Source organism: Streptomyces sp. NPDC015127 (assembly GCF_043080095.1).
Taxonomy (GTDB): Bacteria; Actinomycetota; Actinomycetes; order Streptomycetales; family Streptomycetaceae; genus Streptomyces.
Window position 1 is genome coordinate 110,107 of record NZ_JBIBVE010000018.1, and the last position, 21,892, is coordinate 131,998.

A 21,892-nucleotide genomic window follows, 5' to 3' on the forward strand; every position below is an offset into this window, starting at 1 on the left:
GCGGGTGTCGAAAGGGAGAACCGCGGAGGCTGCGAGTGGGGGCACTCCCCCTACGCCCTGCGGGCGTGGGGCCCCACCCAGCGGTGGCTGGGGGAGAGCAGTCGAGCACGATCGACCGTCGACGCCGTCTCAAGGCGCCCCGTGGGGGTCCCCCGGCGGGGCCAGGGGGAACCGAGCCTCAAAGAGAAGCAGGCGCGTCCATGAGGACGGTGCGGCGGGGGTTGGCCGTCTGGGTGGGAAGATCGAGCGCGTGCTCCGGCTGCTCCGGCGTCTCCAGCTCGTCCGCGTCCTTGAGGTGCGCGAGCGTCGTACGACGGGGGTTGGCTATGTTGCGGAACATCATCGTCGTCTTCATCGGCTGTTTCAGACCTTGTCGGAGTAGGGACGCTTCGAGAAGCGCAGTTGACGGACGGACCGTCCTTGTAAAGCGTCAGGCTAAACATTCAATTCCCACCGAAAGCCAGGGGGAGACGTCGATCTCTATGTGAGTTTGCTCACGACGAGAGAGGCATTTCGGGCAATCCGGGCTGTGGATCTTCCCTGCGGGAACGGACATTCCGCCACTGAAGGAGCCATTCCGCTCCTGATCATCGCGACTGGGACACCCCCCACCCCTAAGCGACTCATACCGGAAAGTCCTTTTTCTACGCGAACACTTTCTACGGCTTGTGACATAACGCTTACAACGTGTCACGCAGGTCACAGGCCGGTACACGGCCCTTGTTGGAGATCCGGCACTGTGCTGGAATTCCACGCACCGCCGCGGTTTCAGGCCGGCGCGCAAGGGGCGCAACGCAGCGCCGAGTGGCGGCGGGGAAGGGGGAGCAGCGCCGGTCACTCACGACCACCATGGGGCGCGATCGATGCCCCGAGACGCCGACACCGTCCCGCCGTACAAGCGGAGGGACGCCTGGTCCAGAGGTTGCGACGCTAGTGCAGGGACGTTTCAAGAGGGATGGCTCGGGGTCTCCCCCGGCCCGCCAGGGCCGCGGGGAAGCTGCGGCGGATCAGGAGCCGCGCGGGACCGACCGCGGCTCCTCGCCCCAGCACGCCCACAACCAGGGACCGGCCGCGCCCGGTGACAGCGGCGAGCGCGGCTCGCGCTCCGGGGCTTCGGCGTCCTCCGCTGACGGCGGGAAGACGCCGTCCTCGGCGAAGGGGCCCACGGACACCGGCTCGCGCATCGCGCTGCGGAACTGGCGCATCAGCACGCGTCTGGTCTCCCTGCTCACCCTGCCGGTCGTCGCGGCGACCACGCTGGGCGGACTCCGTATCCAGGAGTCCATGGACGACATGAAGCAGCTTGACCACATGCAGCTGCTCACGGAGATGACCCGGGCGGCGACCGACCTGGCGCAGGCGCTCCAGTCCGAGCGCGACCTGTCCGCCGGCCCGCTCGCCAACGGCTCCCCCGTCACGGACTTCAAGGTCTCCGGCCCGCGCAACCAGACCGACCTGGTCAAGAAGGCGTTTCTCGACGCCACGCGCGACATCCCCAACACGGACGACGACGAGGCGCTGGAGAGCATCCGCGCCAACGCGAACCAGATCGCGGTCCAGGTCAACGGCCTGAACAAGATCCGGGCCACGGCGTACGAGGGTGACGTCCCGAACTCCCAGACGGTGGAGGCGTACAGTCGGCTCATCGAGTCCCTGCTGAGCCTGTCGCAGGACATGGCGCAGGCGACCAGCAACCCGGAGATGATCAAGCGCACGCGCGCACTGGCGGCGTTCTCGTCCGCCAAGGAGTACGCGTCCATCCAGCGCGCGATCATCGCCGCGGCCCTGCCCGGCGGCGACGACGCCAAGGCACCCGGTCTCACCGAGAACGACCGCCTGTACGGCAAGGCCGCCGTGGAGAACGGCGAGACCGAGCTCAAGGCGTTCAAGGCGATCTACGAGTCCACCGGCGGCGACGCCGAGGAGCTCACCGCCACGCTGGACAACGGCAACCCGACCATCGCGGCCTCGGAGCTGTACGCCAAGCGCGTCCTGGACACCGAGGGCCAGATCGGCCGCCTGCCCGAGCGGTCGCACCTCGACTGGACCGACGACTACTCGGTCCGCATCAACGCGATGAAGCAGATCGAGGCGACCCTCCTCGGCCAGATGGAGAGCAAGGCCCGCGAGCTGCGCGAGGAGTCGCAGCGCGAGGCCATCATCAACGGTGCGCTGATCCTCGTCGTCCTCGGCGTCTCGCTCGTCGGCGCGTTCGTCGTGGCGCGGTCCATGATCCGCTCGCTGCGCCGCCTGCAGGACACCGCCACCCGAGTCGCCCAGGACCGGCTGCCCGAGCTCGTCAAGCAGCTGTCGGAGGCCGACCCGCAGGACGTCGACACCTCCGTCGAGTCCGTCGGTGTCCACTCCCGGGACGAGATCGGCCAGGTGGCCGCGGCCTTCGACGACGTGCACCGCGAGGCGGTCCGCCTCGCCGCCGAGCAGGCCTTGCTGCGGGGCAACGTCAACGCGATGTTCACCAACCTCTCGCGCCGCTCCCAGGGCCTCATCCAGCGCCAGCTCTCGCTCATCTCCGAGCTGGAGTCCCGCGAGGCCGACCCGGACCAGCTGTCGTCGCTGTTCAAGCTCGACCACCTCGCGACCCGCATGCGCCGGAACGGCGAGAACCTCCTCGTCCTCGCCGGCGAGGAGCCGGGCCGCCGGTGGACGCGCCCGGTCCCGCTGGTCGACGTCCTGCGTGCCGCCGCGTCCGAGGTGGAGCAGTACGAGCGCATCGAGCTGGCGGCCGTGCCGGCGACCGAGGTCGCCGGCCGCGTCGTCAACGACCTCGTGCACCTGCTCGCCGAGCTGCTGGAGAACGCGACGTCGTTCTCCTCCCCGCAGACCAAGGTCCGGGTCACCGGTCACGCGCTGCCCGACGGACGGGTCCTCGTCGAGATCCACGACACCGGCATCGGCCTCTCCCCCGAGGACCTCGCCGCGATCAACGAGCGGCTGGCGTCGCCGCCCACCGTGGACGTCTCGGTCTCCCGCCGCATGGGTCTGTTCGTGGTCGGCCGCCTGTCCCTGCGGCACGGCATCCGTATCCAGCTGCGCCCGTCGGACTCCGGCGGCACCACCGCGCTCGTCATGCTGCCCGTCGATGTCGCCCACGGCGGCAAGAAGCTTCCGGGCAAGCCGGGTGCGGGCGGTCCGGGCGCCGCGGGGCAGGGCCCCGGCGGCGGCGCTCCCGGTCTGGCGGGCGGCCGTCCCGGCGCTCCGGCCGGCGGCAGCCGTCCGGGCCTCGGCGGCGGTCCCGGCCTCGGCGGCCCAGGCGCCGGTGGTCCCGGCCTGAGCGATCCGGGCGCGGGCGGTGCGCCCTCGGGCGGCCGTCTCGGCACCGGTGCGCCGCGCGGCCAGGTCGGCGCCCCCTCGGGGCCGCGTGCCGCGCTGTCGGGGCGTGACGGTGCCCCCCGCCCGGCCCAGGGCGGTCAGAACGGCTCCCCGCAGGACCCCTCGCGTCAGGGCGGCGCCTTCGGCGCGGGCCGTGGCGGGCAGGGCGCTCCGGCTCCCGCCCGGGGCGAGGCCCCGCAGAACACCTTCCGCCAGGGTGCGCCGGGTGCGGGCGACCGCGGCCGACAGCTGCCGCCGACCGGCGGTCCGCGCGCCGAGCTGCCGGGCGGCTCCCCCGCACGGCGTGAGGAGCCGCGTCCGCAGCGCGCGAGCTGGGGCAGCGACCAGGCCCCCGCTCCGCAGCAGCGCCCGGCGGCCGACGCGCCGCGCGGCCACGAGGACCACGACGCCTCGCGCGGTGCGGGTTCCACGGCCGAGTTCCCCCGGCCCGACTTCAACGCGCCCGCCGGCCCCGGTGCCGGCGGCCAGTTCGTACGTCCTGATGTGTACGGCGGCCAGAACCCGTCCTCGACGGGCCAGTTCGCCCGACCGGACCAGAACGGCTCGCAGCCGCACGCCCAGGACCCGGCGCAGACCGCGCAGTTCGCCCGCCCGGACTTCCAGGCGCCGCAGCAGCAGGCCCCGCGCCACCGGGACGAGGGCTTCGCCCCGGCACGGCCGGCCGCGTCCCTGCCCGCCCCGCACCAGCCCGAGGCCCTGCCTCCGGCGTCGAACCCCGGGGACGGGCGTACGCCGCTGTACGACACGCTGGAGACCAACTGGTTCCACGGGCAGGGCGGTCAGCAGGCCGAGCAGCAGCAGCCCGAGCGTTCCGCTCCGCGCATGCCGCAGCGCGCCCCCGCGCCGAACACCGGCACCCCGGCGGGCGCGCCCACGGCGAACGGTGGCTCCTGGCGCACCTCGCCCAACGACGAACTGGTGCGCCAGGCCGAGCGGGTGCGCAAGCCCGCCGCCGGCGGCGTCACCACCTCGGGTCTGCCCCGTCGCGTCCCGCGAGCGAACCTCGTCCCGGGCACCGCGCAGGAGCAGAACCACCAGTCCGGTCCGCAGGTTTCGCGGTCGCCCGACGATGTGCGCGGCCGGCTGACCAATCTGCGCCGCGGCATCCAGCAGGGCCGTCAGCAGAACAGCTCGACGACCGGCAGCTTCGACCTCGGCCCCACTCACCAGCAGGAGCGATAGTTGAGCCCGATGAGCCAGGCGGCGCAGAACCTGAACTGGTTGATCACCAACTTCGTGGACAACACCCCTGGGGTGTCGCACACGGTGGTGGTCTCCGCCGACGGTCTTCTGCTGGCGATGTCCGAAGGTTTTCCCCGCGACCGCGCCGACCAGCTCGCGGCCGTGGCGTCCGGGCTCACCTCGCTGACCGCGGGGGCCTCCCGGATCTTCGAGGGCGGTCCGGTCAGCCAGACCGTCGTCGAGATGGAACGCGGCTTCCTGTTCCTGATGTCCGTCTCCGACGGGTCCTCGCTGGCCGTCCTCGCGCACCCCGAGTGCGACATCGGCCTGGTGGGCTACGAGATGGCCCTTCTGGTCGACCGCGCGGGCAGCGTCCTCACCCCGGATCTGCGCGCCGAACTCCAGGGAAGTCTTCTGCACTGACGTTCAGGCGGCCGGCCCCGGCGACCCCACTCGCCGGTCCGGCGGCCCCACCGCACCCGACAACCCGAACGGCCGCCCCAAGGCCCCCCACCGGCCCCATCAGACGGCACAGCCGACCACTTGCTGTCACGCCCGGAGGATTCATGACCCCGCCACCCGCCTCTCACGATCCGTACGGCACGTCACTCGACGCGTACGGGGACGAGGGCGACCAGCCGCTGGTGCGTCCGTACGCGATGACCGGCGGCCGGACCCGGCCGCGCTATCAGCTCGCGATAGAGGCGCTGGTCAGCACCACCGCGGACCCGTCGCTGCTCGCCGGGCTGCTCCCCGAGCACCAGCGGATCTGCCACCTGTGCCGGGAGGTCAAGTCGGTCGCCGAGATCTCGGCGCTGCTGTCCATGCCGCTCGGTGTCGCGCGCATCCTTGTCGCCGACCTGGCGGAGGCCGGCATGGTGGCGATTCACCAGCCGGGCAACGGAGAGGCCGGCGGTACGCCGGATGTGACACTGCTCGAAAGGGTGCTCAGTGGACTTCGGAAGCTCTAGCGGCGGTTCGGCCCGGTCGACGACCTCCGCGAAGATCGTGGTGGCGGGCGGCTTCGGCGTGGGCAAGACCACGTTCGTCGGCGCCGTCTCGGAGATCAACCCGCTGCGTACCGAGGCCGTCATGACGTCAGCGTCGGCGGGCATCGACGACCTCACGCACACCGGCGACAAGACCACGACAACCGTCGCCATGGACTTCGGCCGCATCACCCTGGACCAGGACCTGATCCTGTACCTCTTCGGTACCCCCGGACAGGACCGCTTCTGGTTCATGTGGGACGACCTCGTCCGCGGCGCCATCGGCGCCGTCGTCCTCGTCGACACCCGGCGGCTCGCCGACTGCTTCCCGGCCGTCGACTACTTCGAGAACAGCGGCCTGCCGTTCGTCATCGCCCTCAACGGCTTCGACGGACACCAGCCGTACAACCCCGAAGAAGTCCGCGAGGCCCTCCAGATCGGACCCGACACCCCGATCATCACCACCGACGCCCGCCACCGCGCGGACGCCAAGAGCGCCCTCATCACCCTCGTCGAGCACGCCCTCATGGCGCGGCTCAAGTAGACGACGCCGTACGGCAGTTGTCGTAGTTGTCGGGTCGCGGGCTGTGTCCTTTGACACGGCCCGCCCCGCTGTTCATAACGTTTCGAAAGAGAATTGCGGGACAGCTGCCACCCCTTGCGCACGCTCGGTGTCACTGTGCTCACATGAGCCTCGCCTTTTGACGGGGCTCGTTCTTTATGCCCGTTTTATCTGAGGGGTGGACCACTCGGAATCCCAGATTCCAGGTGTTTGGAATGGGAAGGCTCGGCGTGCTGGAATTCGTCGAACTGCCGAGTAGTACGGCTATGAACGAACCACGGCACAGCGTAGGTGCCGACGCCGAGAGGTTGTTGGTCGAGTGAGGCGAAGCAAGACGAGCTCCGCAGAGCAGCAGGCGCGGGGCAACTTCACCCCGCCCCCGCGCACAGCGGTGACGCCTGCGGATGCGTCGGGTGCGTCGAGCACATCCCCCGCCGCCGGCAGCTCCAGCAAGCTGTCCCCGCGCAACTGGCGGGTGCCCACCCGCCTGAACGCGATCCTCCTCATACCCGTCCTCGTCGGACTGGTCATGGGCGGATTCCAGGTGAAGCAGTCCATAGACACCTGGAGCGAGGCCCAGGACGCCGAGAAGACGGCGCTGATCGTGCGCGCGGCCTCGGAGTACGGCCAGGCCCTGCTCAACGAGCGCGACCTCACCGCCTCCACGCTGCTGCTCGCCACCAGCGAGGCCGACCGCAAGAGCCCCGCGGTCACCGAGGCGTACGAGACCACCGACGCCGCCGCGGCCAAGTTCCGCGAGGCCGTCAAGGACATGCCCGACGGGCAGGGTCTGGAACGCCGTCTCGAGCTCTTCGACAAGGAGGAGCCGAACCTTTCCAAGCTGCGCCAGGCCGCCTACTCCAAGGCGCTCGACCCGGTGCAGACCGAAGAGGGCTACGTCAAGGTCCAGCACGTGCTCATGGAGTTCTCCAACGAGCTCGGCCTCGGCACCGGCAACGTCACCAGCTACGGCCGTACCGTCTACGCGGTCCAGCTCGCCAAGGCCGCCACGTCGCTTCAGCGCTCGATCGGCATGCACCTGCTGATCCGGCCCAGCCAGGACGACACCGTCTTCGCGAAGCAGACGGTGGCCTTCAACTCGTACAACTACCTCGAGCAGATCGCGATCGGCGAGTACGTCTCCGGCGGCACCGAGGCCGACACCGCGAAGCTCAAGCAGATCATGCAGGGCAAGGCCGCCGACGGCGCGAAGCGGCTCCAGGCCGCGGGCCTCAACCCGCCGAAGGGCCCCGACGGCTCGGTCTTCACCGGCATGGCCGGCGCGATCGGCTCGGGCCTGACCCCGAAGCAGCTCAAGGCCCAGGACGTCACGCCCGAGACGTGGATGGGCGCGGCCACCGCCAAGTTCGACGGCTACACCGAGATCGAGAAGGACCTCGTCGACCGCGCCGTGGCCGAGGCGTCCGCGATCTCCGACGACGCCCGCAACGACGCGATCACCAACGGTGCCATCGTCGTCATCGCCCTCCTGACCGCCTTCATCCTGGCCGGCCTCATGGCCCGCCAGATGAGCCGCTCGATGCGCCAGCTGCGCACCGCCGCCTTCGGCATCGCCGAGCAGCGTCTGCCGATGCTGGTCGACCAGCTCTCGCGCACCGAGCCGGGCCGCGTCGATACCCGCGTCCAGCCCATCCCGATCGACTCCCAGGACGAGATCGGCGAGGTCGCGCGCGCCTTCGACCAGGTCCACCGCGAGGCCGTCCGGCTCGCCGCCGAGCAGGCCATGCTCCGCGGCAACGTCAACGCGATCTTCACGAACCTCTCGCGCCGCAACCAGTCCCTGATCGAGGGCCAGCTGACCCTCATCACCGACCTGGAGAACAACGAGGCGGACCCGGACCAGCTGGAGAACCTCTTCAAGCTGGACCACCTGGCGACCCGTATGCGCCGCAACGGCGAGAACCTCCTCGTCCTCGCCGGCGAGGAGCCCGGCCGCCGCTGGAACCAGCCGGTGCCGCTGGTCGACGTGCTGCGCGCCGCCTCCTCCGAGGTGGAGTCCTACGAGCGCATCGAGCTCACCGGTGTCCCGGAGACGGAGATCCACGGCCAGGCCGTGACCGACCTCGTCCACCTGCTGGCCGAGCTGCTGGAGAACGCCACCACGTTCTCCTCCCCGCAGACCAAGGTGCGCGTCACCGCGACCCGTCTCCCCGACGGCCGCGTGATGATCGAGATCCACGACAAGGGCATCGGCCTGACCGCCGAGGACTTCGCGGACATCAACCACAAGCTGGCCAACCCGCCGACCGTGGACGCCGCCGTCTCGCAGCGCATGGGCCTGTTCGTGGTCGGCCGCCTCTCCGACCGGCACGGCATCCGCGTCCAGCTGCGTCCCTCGGGCGAGCAGGCGGGCACCACCTCGCTGGTCATGCTTCCCGACGCCATCACCCACGGTGGCGGCGGCGAGGCGCTGCCGCAGGACGACTTCACCGTCTCGCAGATCATCCCGGAGCAGCAGTCCTACGAGGCCGCCCCGATGCGGACCGCGGCGGAGCTCGGCTTCGACGACTCCCGCTACGAGCAGCCCGGCGACAAGGCGAAGCTCGACCCGGTGGGCCGCTCGCTGATGCGCGAGGAGCGCCGTGCGGCGCTGGAGGCGCAGGCGCAGGGCGCAGACCGCCCGCTCTTCCGCGACGAGGCCCCCTACGGGCAGGAGCAGCCGCAGGAGCAGGAGTACGGCACCCCGTACGGCCAGGACTTCGGCGGCCAGGGCTACGGTCAGGAGCAGCAGGGCTACGACCAGCAGTCGTACGGGGAGCAGTCGTACGACCAGCAGGGCTACGACGAGCAGAGCTACGACGACCGTGGCTACGGCGAGCAGGGCTACGCCGGCCACCCGCAGGCGACCGGTGGCTACCCCGAGCACCAGCAGCCGCAGGAGCACCTGCAGGGCGCATATGCGGAAGCCGATTACCAGGCTCCGCAGGGCTCGGAGCAGCAGTACGACGGCTCCTACGACACCCAGTCCCACCAGGCAGAGTGGTCGGATCAGGACAGCTACCAGGCTGCCTATGAGCCGGATTTCCGCGCGGAATCGGAATCTGCCCCCAGCGCTCCCGCGAACGGCTCCGAGCGCGTAGGCTTCGAGCGTCCGGGATCCGCTCCGAGCAGCGGTCACGAGATGACCGCGTCCGGTCTCCCCCGGCGTGGCAGCAGCCAGCCGTCGCAGCCTCAGCAGCAGGACCAGCGGCAGTGGCAGCAGCCGGCCGAGCAGGCCCCGCAGGCTCCCCGGAGCGAGCAGGCCGGGGAGAACGGCACCGGTGGCGGGCCCTCCTCCGACGAATGGCGTTCGACGAACGACGAGCGCTGGCAGCGGGCGGAGAAGCTCCGCGAGCCGAAGGCGGGCGGAGTCACCTCGTCCGGTCTCCCCCGGCGGGTGCCCAAGGCGAACCTGATCGAGGGCACCGCGGAGCAGACCCCGCAGGGCGGCCCACAGGTCTCCCGCGCCCCTGAGGACGTGCGAGGCAGGTTGAGCAACCTGCGGCGCGGTGTCCAGCAGGGACGCAGTGCGGGAACGGACACGAACGGACCGGCCACTTACGATCGACCCAGTGGCCCGGGTAGTACCTACAACCAGGAGCGTTAGTGTGAGCCCGATGAGCCAGGCGGCGCAGAATCTGAACTGGTTGATCACCAACTTCGTGGACAACACCCCTGGGGTGTCCCACACCGTGGTGGTCTCCGCCGACGGACTCCTGCTGGCGATGTCCGAGGGTTTCCCGCGTGATCGTGCCGATCAGCTGGCGGCGGTCGCCTCCGGGCTGACCTCGCTGACCGCGGGAGCGTCCCGGATCTTCGAAGGCGGCGCCGTCAACCAGACGGTCGTGGAGATGGAGCGCGGCTTCCTCTTCATCATGTCCATCTCCGACGGGTCCTCGCTGGCCGTCCTCGCCCACCCGGAGGCCGACATCGGCCTCGTGGGCTACGAGATGGCTCTCCTGGTCGACCGCGCGGGCAGCGTCCTCACCCCCGACCTGCGCGCAGAGCTCCAGGGAAGTCTGCTCAACTGACAAGCGGACAGTGCATTTCCCGCCACCGCACCATAAGGTGCGGTGGCGCGGCTCCACAGGGACAGGGACCGGCGACCGGCAGTCGGAGGAGGAAACGTGGCAACACCCCCAGGCGGACACCCATTTGACGGTGCTCAACAGCCCCAGGGTGAGCACACCCCCAACCGCTTCAATTTTCCTTCGACGCCGAGCAGAGGCGGCACGCAGCCCTACCAGCAGCCGCAGCCGCCGTCGGCCTACGACGGGTCCTACGACTCCTCCTACGACCCGTCGTACGGGCAGCAGCAGCCCCGTGTCCAGCCGGTGGCGCCTCGGCGCTCCCCCGAGCCCCGGACGGCCTCGGGGGCCGGCCCGGCTGCCGGGCCGGCCAAGCACAATCCCCTGGTGCGTCCGTACGCGATGACCGGCGGCCGGACCCGTCCGCGCTACCAGCTCGCCATCGAGGCACTGGTCAGCACCACGGCCGATCCTGCCCGGCTGCAGGGGCAGTTGCCCGAGCACCAGCGGATCTGCCGACTGTGCTTCGAGATCAAGTCGGTCGCCGAGATCTCGGCACTTCTCTCCATCCCCCTCGGCGTTGCCCGGATCCTCGTCGCCGACCTGGCCGAGGCCGGACTTGTCGCCATCCATCAGCCCGGCGGCGACGCGGCCGCCGGCGGCCAGCCAGACGTGACACTGCTCGAAAGGGTGCTCAGTGGACTTCGCAAGCTCTAGCGGCGGTGCAGCCCGCTCAACCACCAGCGCGAAGATCGTGGTGGCGGGCGGCTTCGGCGTGGGCAAGACCACGTTCGTCGGCGCCGTCTCGGAGATCAACCCGCTGCGTACCGAGGCCGTCATGACGTCAGCGTCGGCGGGCATCGACGACCTCACGCACACCGGCGACAAGACCACGACAACCGTCGCCATGGACTTCGGCCGCATCACCCTGGACCAGGACCTGATCCTGTACCTCTTCGGTACCCCCGGACAGGACCGCTTCTGGTTCATGTGGGACGACCTCGTCCGCGGCGCCATCGGCGCCGTCGTCCTCGTCGACACCCGGCGGCTCGCCGACTGCTTCCCGGCCGTCGACTACTTCGAGAACAGCGGCCTGCCGTTCGTCATCGCCCTCAACGGCTTCGACGGACACCAGCCGTACAACCCCGAAGAAGTCCGCGAGGCCCTCCAGATCGGACCCGACACCCCGATCATCACCACCGACGCCCGCCACCGCGCGGACGCCAAGAGCGCCCTCATCACCCTCGTCGAGCACGCCCTCATGGCGCGCCTGCGGTAGCGGTATCGGGCGGTCCCTGCGCCCAGTGAACGGCCCCCGAGGCTCCGGACGGAGCCTCGGGGGCCGTTGTGTTGCCGGGGGGCGCGTGGGCGCCTGCGGCGGGCTTGTCCCCCGCCCGCCCTCCCCCTACGGCCTGGCGGCCGTGGGTGGGGGTACCTCCCACGCCGCCAGGCGTAGGGGGAGTGCCCCCAGACGGGCTCCTTTGGAGCCCCGGGAACGGGGAAGGCCCCGCACACCCAGGGTGTGCGGGGCCTTCCGGCGCAGGGCGTCAGCCCCGCCAGCTGTGGGACGGCTGGAAGCCGCGCTGGCGCTCCAGGCGGCGCCAGCCCGCCGTCGTGCGGCCGCGGTGGGGCGCCGACGCGTCCGGGCGGGACGCCGCGCGGGCCATCAGGACCGCGGTGATGGCCGCCAGCTCCTCGGGCTCGGCGTGGCCCTTCTCGACGCGGAAGACGGACGAGGGGTCGGTAGGAGTGCTCATGTGTCGGGCTCCAGTCCTGTCGCAGGGTTACTGCGGGGGGTTGCCGTGCTTGCGGGACGGCAGGTCGGCGTGCTTCGTGCGCAGCATGGCGAGGGAGCGGATGAGCACCTCGCGCGTCTCGGCCGGGTCGATCACGTCGTCGACGAGGCCGCGCTCCGCGGCGTAGTAGGGATGCATCAGCTCGGCCTTGTACTCCTTGACCATGCGCGCCCGCATGGCCTCCGGGTCCTCGGCCTCGGCGATCTGCTTGCGGAAGATGACGTTCGCCGCGCCCTCCGCGCCCATGACCGCGATCTCGTTGGTGGGCCAGGCGTAGGTCAGGTCGGCGCCGATGGACTGCGAGTCCATGACGATGTACGCGCCGCCGTACGCCTTGCGCAGGATGAGCGAGATCCGCGGCACGGTGGCGTTGCAGTACGCGTACAGCAGCTTGGCGCCGTGGCGGATGATGCCGCCGTGCTCCTGGTCGACGCCGGGCAGGAAGCCCGGCACGTCCAGCAGCGTGATGATCGGGATATTGAAAGCGTCGCACATCTGGACGAAGCGGGCGGCCTTCTCGGACGCCTCGATGTCGAGGACGCCGGCCAGCGACTGGGGCTGGTTGGCCACGATGCCGACGACCTGGCCGTCCAGGCGGGCCAGGGCGCAGATGATGTTGCGGGCCCAGCGCTCATGGATCTCCAGGTAGTCGCCGTCGTCGACGAGCTCCTCGATGACCTTGTGCATGTCGTACGGCCGGTTGCCGTCCGCGGGGACCAGGTCCAGCAGCACGTCCGAGCGGCGGTCGGCCGGGTCCTCGGAGGCGACGGCCGGCGGGTTCTCGCGGTTGTTCTGCGGCAGCATCGACAGCAGGTAGCGGACCTCCGCGATGCAGGTCTCCTCGTCGTCGTACGCGAAGTGCGCGACGCCCGAGGTCTCCGCGTGGACGTCCGCGCCGCCCAGGCCGTTCTGGGTGATCTCCTCGCCGGTGACGGCCTTGACGACGTCCGGGCCGGTGATGAACATCTGCGAGGTCTCGCGGACCATGAACACGAAGTCGGTCAGCGCGGGCGAGTACGCCGCACCGCCGGCGCACGGGCCGAGCATCACCGAGATCTGCGGGATGACCCCCGAGGCGCGCGTGTTGCGCTGGAAGATGCCGCCGTATCCGGCGAGGGCCGAGACGCCCTCCTGGATACGCGCTCCGGCACCGTCGTTCAGCGACACCAGCGGCGCGCCCGCCGAGATGGCCATGTCCATGATCTTGTGGATCTTGGTGGCGTGGGCCTCGCCCAGCGCGCCGCCGAAGATCCGGAAGTCGTGCGCGTAGACGAAGACCGTCCGGCCCTCGACCGTGCCCCAGCCGGTGACGACACCGTCGGTGTACGGCTTCTTGGCCTCCAGGCCGAAGCCCTGGGCGCGGTGCCGGCGGAGCTGCTCGACCTCCTTGAACGAGCCCTCGTCCAGCAGCAGCTCGATGCGCTCGCGGGCGGTCAGCTTGCCCTTGGCGTGCTGCGCCTCGGTCGCCCGGTCACTGGGGCCGCGCTGCGCCTGCTCGCGCAGGGCGTGCAGCTCGGCCACACGGCCGCGCGCGTCGGCCCGCTCGCCGGCCTCGGTCGGCTCGCTGGTGGTCTGGTCCAAAACGGTCATGCATCGACCCTACGGAGAGACCCAAGAAAACCGTGCCGTCGACTCTGTACAGTCTCGCGACCGTTCTCCTGTCACTCTTGAACAGAACCACTCCGCGCAGAGCGCCAACCACCAGCCCGACGGGGTCCTGGATTGTGCGGGTCTCACAACAGCGCCGGATGAGAGGCGGCTCACAGCACGGTGTCGCGGCTGGGCCGACCGGGTTAATTCACGGGGTCGCGGGCGCCCGCGGACCCCACCGTACCGGGTGCCGGAACGCTTCCGTCCCGTCCGGCCGCACGCTGGGCCGGACGGGACGGAACGAGGCGGACCGGGGCGTCAGCCGCCGCAGTGGAAGCGGGCGGCGCCCCAGTCGGCGTGGTCGTTGCCGTTGCCGTCGCCGCCGTCGCCGACGACCAGGTCCACGTAGTCGGCGCCGGTCACGTCCGCGGTCAGCGACCAGGCCGGGTCGGCGGCCTTCAGCACGGGTGAGGCCACCTTCTCGGCGCCGTCCGCGAGCACGCTGAACCGGACACTGCCGCGCGTGGTCTGGACGTCGTCCACACCTACCGAGGCGGTGAAGGACGTGCACCGGCCGCCCAGGTAGTAGCGGACCTTCGCGGGGGCGTGGGTGCCGAGGCCCTTCTCGTAGGTCACTCCCCCGATCCGCAGGGGGTTTCCGTCGCCGGTGCCGGTCTCGCCGTTGGACAGGTCGCGCTCGACGGGTCCCCAGCCGTTCTGCGCGGACGTCCAGTCCAGGTCGCTCGCCCAGGCGTCGGCCGTGGGCGGCGGCGGCAGCGTGCGTACGGACGTGGACGCGGTGAGCCCGCGGGCCGTGCCGCCGACCGTGTACGCGGCCGTCGAGCCGATCGTGTACGTCCGGTACGCGGCGTCCGCCGGCGGTGTCACCTGCCATGTGCCGGTGACCGCGGCGCCCGGGGCGACCGAGGCGAAGGTCACCGGGCCCACGGGCTCGGCCGTCCAGCCCTCGGGCAGGGCCAGCGCCAGCGTCACGTCGCCCGCGGCGGTCGCCTCGTCGTTGGCGAACGCGGCCTTGACCTCGTTCTTCCTGCCCGGTGCCAGGGTCTCCGGGGCCGTCACCGCGAGCGTGCCGCACGCGGCCTGCTCGGCGGCCGGGCCCAGGTCGGTGACCGTGAAGCCGTCCAGCACGAAGTCCGCGCCGTCCGGGGCGTCACCGCGCTTGCGCAGACCGGTCCAGGTGTCGCCGCAGCCCGCGGTGACCGTCTCGGAGAAGTGACCTGTGGTGCGCTGGACGCCGATGGGCGTGCGGCGCCGCTCCACGGACCCGCCGGTGGGCCGGTCGTAGCCGGTGACCCACTCGTATGCCCCGGCATGGCTGGACTGGTAGTCGTACGCGACGCGGTAGGCGTGGCCGTTCTTCATCGGCACGGTCCACGGCGCGGTCCGGTAGACGAGGCCGCTGTTCTCGTCGTGCGACTTGAGGGACTCCTTGCCGCCGAGCACGTCGTCGACGAGCTTCCCGTTCCACCCGGCCTGCGTGTAGGGGGCGTGCAGCTGGCTGATGTGCGTGCGCGGGTCGGTCACGCCGCCCGCGTCGCCCTTGACGAAGGGGCCCCAGCCCTGGTCGACGGCCTCGAAGTCGTCATGGACGAGCGCGCCTTCCCTGCCGGCGGGGGCGTTGGCGACGACGCGCACGTCGTCGACGCGGACCCGGGCCGTGCTGCCCGCGGCTGCTTCGACGCGCAGGGTGGTGTCGCCCGCGGGCGCGGTGAAGTTCACCTTGGCCCTCTGGAACCAGGTGCCGTGCCGGTCGGACGCGGCGACCGTGTCCTTGACGGTGGAGCGCTCGACCACCACGGAAGCGCCGCCTGCCGACAATGTCGTGCGGCGGGAGCTGCCCGGCTCGACCTCGATCCAGGCGGAGGCGGTGTACCGCTTGCCGGCCTCCAGGCCCTTGAGCCGCTGGGAGACCGCCGCGGTGGCGTCACCGGTCAGGGCGGCGCTGTTGCGGCCGTGGTCGTCGGTGTCGCGGGTGACCGTGCCGCTCCTGGTCCAGGCGTCGAGCGAGGCGTCGTTGAAGCCGGGGTCGGCGACGTGGCCGCCCTCGCCCCAGCGGGCGTCGCGCTGTTCGGGGGCACGGTCCGGGTACAGCACGTACGGCTGCCCGGCCTTCGCGGTGAGGGTGATCCTGCCGCCCTCGGGCCGTACGGTCGCGGTCCTCACCCGGCCGTTGTCGGTGAGTTTGTAGACGGTGTAGGCGCCCTGCCCGGGAACAGCCCAACTGCTGGTGCCACCCGCCTTGTTGTAGTGGTACAGCTTGCTGCCGCCGTCCCACGGCAGCAGGTAGCGGTCGCCGTCGAGGACCTTGCGGCCGTGGTCGTACAGCGCCCGGCGGCCGTCCTCGACGGTGCCGCGCACACCGCCCGTGAAGGTGATGTCGTTACCGTTCCAGCGGGTGATCCGCTCCTGCTGGAGGTACTTGGCGGGCAGGTTGCGCTGCCAGACGTTGTCGTAGAAGGCGTTCCAGTCGGTCTCGCCGGTCCAGCCCTCGAAGTCCTCCAGGACGGTCTGGCCGAGCACCGGGTGGTTGTTCCAGATGTCCTTCTCACCGTTGCGGATGAAGCGGATGATCTGGGAGTTGAGGCCCTTGTTGGTGGCGCCGCCGTAGTTCAGGTCGTTGGCCCAGTGCGACCAGAGCGAGGCACGCTCGAACTTGTCCGCCCATTCGGTGCCGACGTTCCAGCCCTGCTTCTGCACCGCCTGCATGGTCTTGTCGGCGATCCAGCCGTGCGTGTAATAGACGTCGATGTAGAGGAAGTTGAGATTGGGGTCGGTCTCGTCGCGCAGCTGCTGGAAGCGGCGGGCGAGGTCCCCGCTGTTGATGTCGCGCCGCTGGTTGATGTAGTAGCTCTGGTTGAGCCAGTTCCAGCCGGGCTTCGTCTTGTCGACGAGGGTCTCGCTGAAGTGGTGCGCCTCGGGGTAGGACTCGGTGGCGTTCACGTGCACGCCGAAGGTCGCGCCCCACTTCCTGCCCGACGCCAGGAGCTTGTTGAGGTCGGCCAGGCCGCCGGCGCGCTTGTTGTAGTTGCCGCCGTAGTCCGGGTGCGCGGAGTCGTGGCCCTCGGAGCCGTATCCCTTGAGGACGGCGAGCTGGCCGAGTCCGTCGGTGGCGAGCGAGATGCGCTTGACGTCGTCGAGGGTGCGCAGGAACGGGTGGGTGGCCTGGCTCGCAAAGTTGAACGGGATGTGGGTGATCACCCGGTCCGGGGTGTCCTCGCTGCCGGGCGCCTTGATGCCGATCGAGCGGAAGGCGACCGCGCCGTCCTGCCAGTCGACCTTCTTGTCGGCGTTGGCGTCGGGGGTGACGACGACCTTCGCCCACGGCAGGTTCTCCCCGCTCTCCGGCTGTGGTGCGCCGTCGCCCCGGTAGGTCCACTGGCCGGAGGAGACGCCGACGCGCACCGAGCCGTCGCCGGCCTTGCGGGCCTGGTGCCACAGGCGGGCGTCGTCTCCGCCGGTGGCACCGCTCGGCTTGTCGTACGAGGAGTTGGACTCGACGGCGGCGGCGAGCGAGGCGGTGTTGACGATGGCGTACGTCGCGCCGACGGGGGCCGCCTCGGCGGGGGTGGCCGCCGTGACCTTGCCGAACACGTCGGCGGTCCGGGTGGAATCGGGGTCGAGCCGGGTGAACGCGGTGGCCGCGCCCTCGTCCGTGCTGCCGACGGACACGAGGTCGTGCCCGGGTATGTCGAGGGTGCCGACGCGGAAGGTGTCGGTGTCCCGTACGGCGGTGACCTTGAAGGTCACGGCCCGGCCGGACACCGACACCACGGTGTCGATCTCGACGCCGGGCAGGTCGGGGAAGACGAGGGTGTGGCGCACGGCTGCGGGCTCGGTGCGGGGGGCGTCCTTGACGCGGACGGGGTACGGCTTGCCGTTGAGGGTGACCTCGGTGACCGGGCGGGTGCTGCCGAGCAGCGACGCGCCGGAGGCCCGGTCCGTGTACGAGAGGACCCGGGGGAAGTCGTCCGCGACGGTGACCGAGAGGGGGCCGGAGGTGATGACGGGCCCGCCGCCGGCCGCGGTCACGGCGGCGGGCCCGTCGGCTTCGGCGGCGGCCGGCTGCACGGTCCCGGCCAGGACGAGCACGGCGCAGGAGGCGGCGGCCGTCGCACAGGCCGCGCGGTATCTATGAGGCATGGGGACTGAGTAGTCCCCGGCTTTCGGGGGCGTCAACGAACCGGGACCGCGAGGGACGCCGCAGTCCAACAACCCCCGTCGGTTAGTCCAAGTCGGCTCGCGGCACCCCTGCGGGCGCCGGTCACCCCCGGGGCGGACGCCCGCATGTTTCCTCGCCCACACGCTCCCGTGCGGTCGCGGCCGTGAGCACTTTCCCGAAGATGTTGAAAGTTGAACGGAATGGGTCTACAGTCGATTTCGTTGAAGCTTGAACAACATGCCGGGAAGCCTCCCCGCGTCCGTCCCCAAGGAGCAGTCATGGGCCTCTTCAACCGCAGGAACAACGAGACCACCACCGCAGTCGCCACCACCACCGCCACGGCCACCGTCGACCCCGCCACCGTCGACCCCGCGCTCGCGGCACTGAGCGGCGACTACACGATCGACCCCGCCCACAGCAGCATCGGCTTCACCGTGCGGCACGCGATGGTGACCAACGTGCGCGGCAGCTTCGGCTCCCACCAGGGCACCCTGAGCCTGGACGGCGCCGACCCGTCCCGCTCCACGGCGGCCATCGACGTCGACATCGCCAGCATCGACACCGGTATCGCCGACCGCGACGGCCACCTGCGCAGCGCGGACTTCTTCGACGCCGAGAACTTCCCGGCGATGAGCTTCCGCTCCACCGGTGCCGAGCAGCTGGGCGGCGACAAGTACCGGATCATCGGCGACCTGACCATCAAGGACGTGACGCGCCCGCTCTCCATCGATCTGGAGTTCCAGGGTTCCGCCACCGACGTCTACGGCAGCGAGCGCGTCGGGTTCGAGGGCGCCGCCGAGATCCTGCGCTCGGACTGGGGCCTGACGTGGAACGCGGCGCTGGAGGCCGGCGGCGTGATGGTCAGCGACAAGGTCAAGCTGACGTTCGACATCTCCGCGATCAAGAACGCCCCGCAGGCCGCCTGACCGCGCGCGCCCCTGGCGCGACCACGAGCGCGCCCGCCCTGCCGATCCCCTCGGCACGGCGGGCGCTCGGTCGTGCGCGCGGCCCTACAGGGCTCCGGTGTACAGCAGACGGTTGGGCGAGCCGGCGGTGATGCCGGTCACCACGTCCCTCGTGGCGGTGTCCTCGAGCCAGTCCGCGACATCGTCGGGAGAGGCCGTGGTGTGCTCCGCCAGGTAGAGCGCGGCGACACCGGCGACGTGCGGGGACGCCATGGACGTGCCGTTGTGATCGACAGCGCCGCCGCCCATCCGGGCCGAGGTGATCGAGGCGCCGGGGGCGTAGAGCGCCAGGCACTCGCCGTAGTTGGAGAAGTCGGTCTCCTGGTCGGAGTTGTTGGTCGCGCCGACCGTGACCACGTCGTCCGCGGACGCCGGCGAGACGTTGCAGGCATCCTGCGCCTCGTTGCCCGCCGCGACGACCGGCAGGACACCGCTCTCCGCGAGGGCTTCGGCCGCGTTGTTCACGGCCGTGGACCGCGCGCCGCCGAGCGAGGCGTTGAGCACGGCCGGCTTCTCGGCGTTGGCGGCCACCCAGTCGAATCCGGCGATGATGCCGGACAAGGTGCCGGCGCCCGCACAGTCGAGCACCCGGACGCTGACGAGCGAGGCCTCGCGCGCCACGCCGTAGGTCGCGCCGCCCACGGTGCCCGCGACGTGCGTCCCGTGCCCATGGCAGTCCTGACCGCGTCGGCCGTCGCCGATGGCGTCGTACCCGAAGGTGGCGCGGCCGCCGAACTCCGAGTGCCCGTAGTCGATGCCGGTGTCGAGGACGTACGCGGTGACGCCCTGGCCGTCGCCCGCCGTGGTGAAGTCGCGGTCGAGCGGCAGGGCGCGCTGATCGATCCGGTCGAGCCCCCACGAGGCGGCGGGTGCCCGGGTCTCACCGGCGCCCGGCGTGCCGAAGGCGGCGACCTTGGCGTCCTCCTCGACGGCCACGACGCCCGGGCTCAGCCGGACCTTCTGCAGCTGGGCGGCGCTGAGGTTCGCTGCGAAACCGCGCATGGCCGACTTGTAGGTGAACAGCGGCTTGGCGCCGACCGTCCCCATCATCTCGGTGGCGTCGGCGGTGTCGCTGAGGGTGACGATGTACCGGCCCGGCACGGCGTTCGCCGAGCGGTGCAGCGGGGCGGGGGTCCGGGCGCTGGACGAGGAGGAGTCGGACGGAGCCGGATCGGTCGGGTCGGCGGCGGTCGGCGGGCCGACCACCAGCAGGACCGCGGCGGCGGTGGTGACTGCTGTCGCGAAGGCACGAAGCCTTGTTCTGGTGGACATGCGGCAGAGAGAAACACGCGGGGAGATCGCGAGCAATGACCCAACGTAGCGATTTGCTACTTTCGGTAGTCAATTCGATCCGTACTGCCGCCGTTTGCCGTACGCGCTGCCGATGCCGGTCCTCAGCTGTGCGGGCGTCCGCTCGGTCCGCGCGGTCCGCAGCCAGGGGCTGTCCGGCGGATCAGGGCCGGACAGGACGCGGCGCCTGGCGCATGGGGTCTCCCCAGGCCCGCAGAGCCGAGGGGGTGGGGTCTCCCCAGGCCCGCAGAGCCGAGGGGGTGGGGTCTCCCCAGGCCCCCAGGGCCGAGGGGGTGGGGTCTCCCCAGGCCCCCAGGGCCGAGGGGGTGGGGTCTCCCCAGGCCCCCAGGGCCGAGGGGACGCATCGCAAGGCGCCGGAGTGCCCTGGTAGCGGAGCCGTTCGGGCATTTCGGCAACGCAGTGAGGTGCCGTCGCCTGGGGCGAGCATCGTGGCGAAGCCCTGGGGGAGCGTCGTGGCGCCGGCCAAGGTCCGCCGGACGGCCCCTAGAAGCCTCCGCCGAAATCGCCGCCGCCGAAGCCGCCGCCGCCGAAATCGCCGCCACCGCCACCCCAGTCGCCACCGCCGCCGAAGTCCGAGGCGTCGAAGTCGGCGCCGGAGACGTCACCGCCGCCGTACTCGCCGCCGCTGAACTCGCCGGCCCCGTAGTCCGCCGCGTACGCGGGGGTGGCGAGCATGTTGCCGAGCAGCGTGCCCATCAGCAGGCCGGGGAGTATGCCGCCGCCGAAGTAGCCGCCCGCCCAGGGGCCGTACGCCGGGCCCGCCTCCCAGTAGGGGCGGCGGCCGTAGCCGGTCTCCACGGTGCGGGCCATGGGCTCCATGCCGTCCTCCAGGCGGGCCGCGTCGGCGGCGCACACCGGGACGTCACGGGCCGCGGCGCCGCTGGCGGGCATCCACGAGACGTCCTTGACGGAGGGGCCGTGCCGGGGGTCGAAGAAGCACGGCGCGCGGCGGGCGGGGACCGGGCGGCCTTCGCGGCGGGCCGCGAGGACCGCCAGGGAGTGGCGGCCGTCGTCCAGCGCCTCGGTGACCCCGCGGACGTCACCCGGGTGCTCGGCCGCGCCCATGCGCGACTTGGCCGTGTCGTACGCGTCGAGGGCGCGCTCGTAGTCGGCGCGCATGGCGTCGTCCGCGCCCTTCTCGGCGGGGTGGAAGTCCAGCCGGTCGAGCTCCTCGCCGAAGGCGGTGATGTCCTCGTCGACGACCACGCGGAGCTTGTCGAGCGCGGCCCGCTCCTCCTCGGCCTTGCGGCGGCGCTTGGTGCGCACGACCGCGTAGGCGCCCGCGCCGCCCGCGGCGACGACCGCGCCCAGGGCGATCAGCGCACCGGTGTTGACGCCCTCGCCACCGGATCCGGCGTCCCATGAGGCCGGGGCACTGCCGCGCACCTGGGTCAGGGCCTGGTCGACGAAGCTCTCCAGCTGGGTCGCGGCGTCGGCCGATCCGCTGCCGCGCACGGCCTGGGCGAGATTGTCGACGGCCTGGTTGGACATGACGCTGCGGTCGGCACCCGCGTCGAAGCCGTCACCGAGCCGGATCCCGTACAGGCCGGTGATCCCGGTCTGCGTGCGCAGGTTCACCAGCAGGTCGTCCGGTGGGAACTCCGCGGTGGCGGGCAGGACCGCGACGAACACCGGCTTGTCGGCCCGCTCGATCTTCTCGGCGAGCGCGGCGGCGTCGGACGGCGTGACCTGACCGGTCATGGCGGGGTGGACGTACACCGGCCCCTGCTTCAGGGCTGCGGCGGCGTCGGACAGTCCCGAGGCCCGGGCCGCCGAGGCCGGGGCCAGGATCAGGAGCAGCATGAGCGTCAGCCCAGCGAGGGCCGACACAAGGGTGAACGGCCGTGTCCTCATACATCGACGCTACCCGAATGGGCGCAATGGGGATATAGCGGCGGAATACCCGTTCCACGGCCGTCGCCCGTATCGGCGTGCCGC

The 21,892-nt window shown here is 71.3% G+C and carries 16 protein-coding genes; 9 read left to right on the forward strand and 7 right to left on the reverse strand.

Translation table 11 applies throughout. The features are described 5' to 3' along the window. Positions 1–178 precede the first annotated feature (178 nt). Together ACF08N_RS30770 and ACF08N_RS30775 are read right to left on the reverse strand one after the other, a co-directional pair. Positions 179–355 carry a hypothetical protein gene (locus ACF08N_RS30770; RefSeq protein ID WP_392327988.1) on the reverse strand — a complete coding sequence of 59 codons (177 nt, stop codon included), beginning with the start codon at positions 353–355 and terminating at the stop codon, positions 179–181. A gap of 652 nt (positions 356–1,007) precedes the next feature. Beyond that, positions 1,008–1,286 (reverse strand): hypothetical protein, encoded by a 279-nt coding sequence (locus ACF08N_RS30775; RefSeq protein WP_392327989.1) that lies wholly within the window; start codon positions 1,284–1,286, stop codon positions 1,008–1,010. 7 nt (positions 1,287–1,293) lie between these two features. On the opposite strand from ACF08N_RS30775, the gene ACF08N_RS30780 reads away from it, so the two are divergent. The 8 genes from ACF08N_RS30780 to ACF08N_RS30815 all read left to right on the forward strand — a co-directional run bounded on the left by ACF08N_RS30780 (position 1,294) and on the right by ACF08N_RS30815 (position 11,391). Then, positions 1,294–4,533 carry a nitrate- and nitrite sensing domain-containing protein gene (locus ACF08N_RS30780; protein ID WP_392327990.1) on the forward strand — a complete coding sequence of 1,080 codons (3,240 nt, stop codon included), beginning with the start codon at positions 1,294–1,296 and terminating at the stop codon, positions 4,531–4,533. Between the two features lie 9 nt (positions 4,534–4,542). Then, positions 4,543–4,956, forward strand: coding sequence for a roadblock/LC7 domain-containing protein (locus ACF08N_RS30785; RefSeq protein ID WP_142214992.1), 414 nt, complete (start codon positions 4,543–4,545; stop codon positions 4,954–4,956). Between the two features lie 143 nt (positions 4,957–5,099). Next, on the forward strand, positions 5,100–5,504 hold the full coding sequence (locus ACF08N_RS30790; protein WP_365993669.1) for a DUF742 domain-containing protein: 405 nt from the start codon (positions 5,100–5,102) through the stop codon (positions 5,502–5,504). Further along, positions 5,485–6,066: an ATP/GTP-binding protein gene (locus ACF08N_RS30795; RefSeq protein ID WP_050791472.1), complete on the forward strand. Its 582-nt coding sequence runs from the start codon at positions 5,485–5,487 to the stop codon at positions 6,064–6,066. The genes ACF08N_RS30790 and ACF08N_RS30795 overlap by 20 nt, the downstream gene beginning before the upstream one ends. Positions 6,067–6,403: 337 nt before the next feature. After that, positions 6,404–9,691: a nitrate- and nitrite sensing domain-containing protein gene (locus ACF08N_RS30800; RefSeq protein WP_392327991.1), complete on the forward strand. Its 3,288-nt coding sequence runs from the start codon at positions 6,404–6,406 to the stop codon at positions 9,689–9,691. A 10-nt stretch (positions 9,692–9,701) separates the two neighbouring features. Continuing rightward, positions 9,702–10,115, forward strand: a complete 414-nt coding sequence (locus ACF08N_RS30805) for a roadblock/LC7 domain-containing protein (protein ID WP_005311461.1) — start codon at positions 9,702–9,704, stop codon at positions 10,113–10,115. A gap of 96 nt (positions 10,116–10,211) precedes the next feature. Next, positions 10,212–10,829 carry a DUF742 domain-containing protein gene (locus tag ACF08N_RS30810; RefSeq protein ID WP_392327992.1) on the forward strand — a complete coding sequence of 206 codons (618 nt, stop codon included), beginning with the start codon at positions 10,212–10,214 and terminating at the stop codon, positions 10,827–10,829. Next, on the forward strand, positions 10,810–11,391 hold the full coding sequence (locus ACF08N_RS30815) for an ATP/GTP-binding protein (RefSeq protein ID WP_050791473.1): 582 nt from the start codon (positions 10,810–10,812) through the stop codon (positions 11,389–11,391). Before ACF08N_RS30810 ends, ACF08N_RS30815 begins: the two co-directional genes overlap by 20 nt. A 268-nt stretch (positions 11,392–11,659) precedes the next feature. Here ACF08N_RS30815 and ACF08N_RS30820 read toward each other — a convergent pair whose 3' ends face one another. The 3 genes from ACF08N_RS30820 to ACF08N_RS30830 all read right to left on the reverse strand — a co-directional run bounded on the left by ACF08N_RS30820 (position 11,660) and on the right by ACF08N_RS30830 (position 17,659). Beyond that, the gene (locus ACF08N_RS30820) at positions 11,660–11,869 is read right to left on the reverse strand and encodes an acyl-CoA carboxylase subunit epsilon (RefSeq protein ID WP_392327993.1); all 210 of its coding nucleotides are present in this window, start codon (positions 11,867–11,869) and stop codon (positions 11,660–11,662) included. A gap of 27 nt (positions 11,870–11,896) precedes the next feature. Beyond that, complete coding sequence (locus ACF08N_RS30825; RefSeq protein ID WP_392327994.1) at positions 11,897–13,498, reverse strand: acyl-CoA carboxylase subunit beta; 1,602 nt, start codon at positions 13,496–13,498, stop codon at positions 11,897–11,899. A gap of 318 nt (positions 13,499–13,816) precedes the next feature. Beyond that, a complete protein-coding gene (locus tag ACF08N_RS30830; RefSeq protein ID WP_392327995.1) occupies positions 13,817–17,659 on the reverse strand; it encodes an endo-alpha-N-acetylgalactosaminidase family protein in 3,843 nt (1,280 codons plus the stop codon). Positions 17,660–17,956: 297 nt separating this feature from the next. Between ACF08N_RS30830 and ACF08N_RS30835 the strand changes: the two genes are divergently transcribed. Beyond that, a complete protein-coding gene (locus ACF08N_RS30835) occupies positions 17,957–18,604 on the forward strand; it encodes a YceI family protein (protein WP_392327996.1) in 648 nt (215 codons plus the stop codon). Between the two features lie 84 nt (positions 18,605–18,688). Here ACF08N_RS30835 and ACF08N_RS30840 read toward each other — a convergent pair whose 3' ends face one another. Next, the gene (locus tag ACF08N_RS30840; protein WP_392327997.1) at positions 18,689–19,915 is read right to left on the reverse strand and encodes a S8 family peptidase; all 1,227 of its coding nucleotides are present in this window, start codon (positions 19,913–19,915) and stop codon (positions 18,689–18,691) included. A gap of 522 nt (positions 19,916–20,437) precedes the next feature. Further along, positions 20,438–21,808, reverse strand: coding sequence for a hypothetical protein (locus tag ACF08N_RS30845; protein ID WP_392327998.1), 1,371 nt, complete (start codon positions 21,806–21,808; stop codon positions 20,438–20,440). Positions 21,809–21,892: the final 84 nt, after the last annotated feature.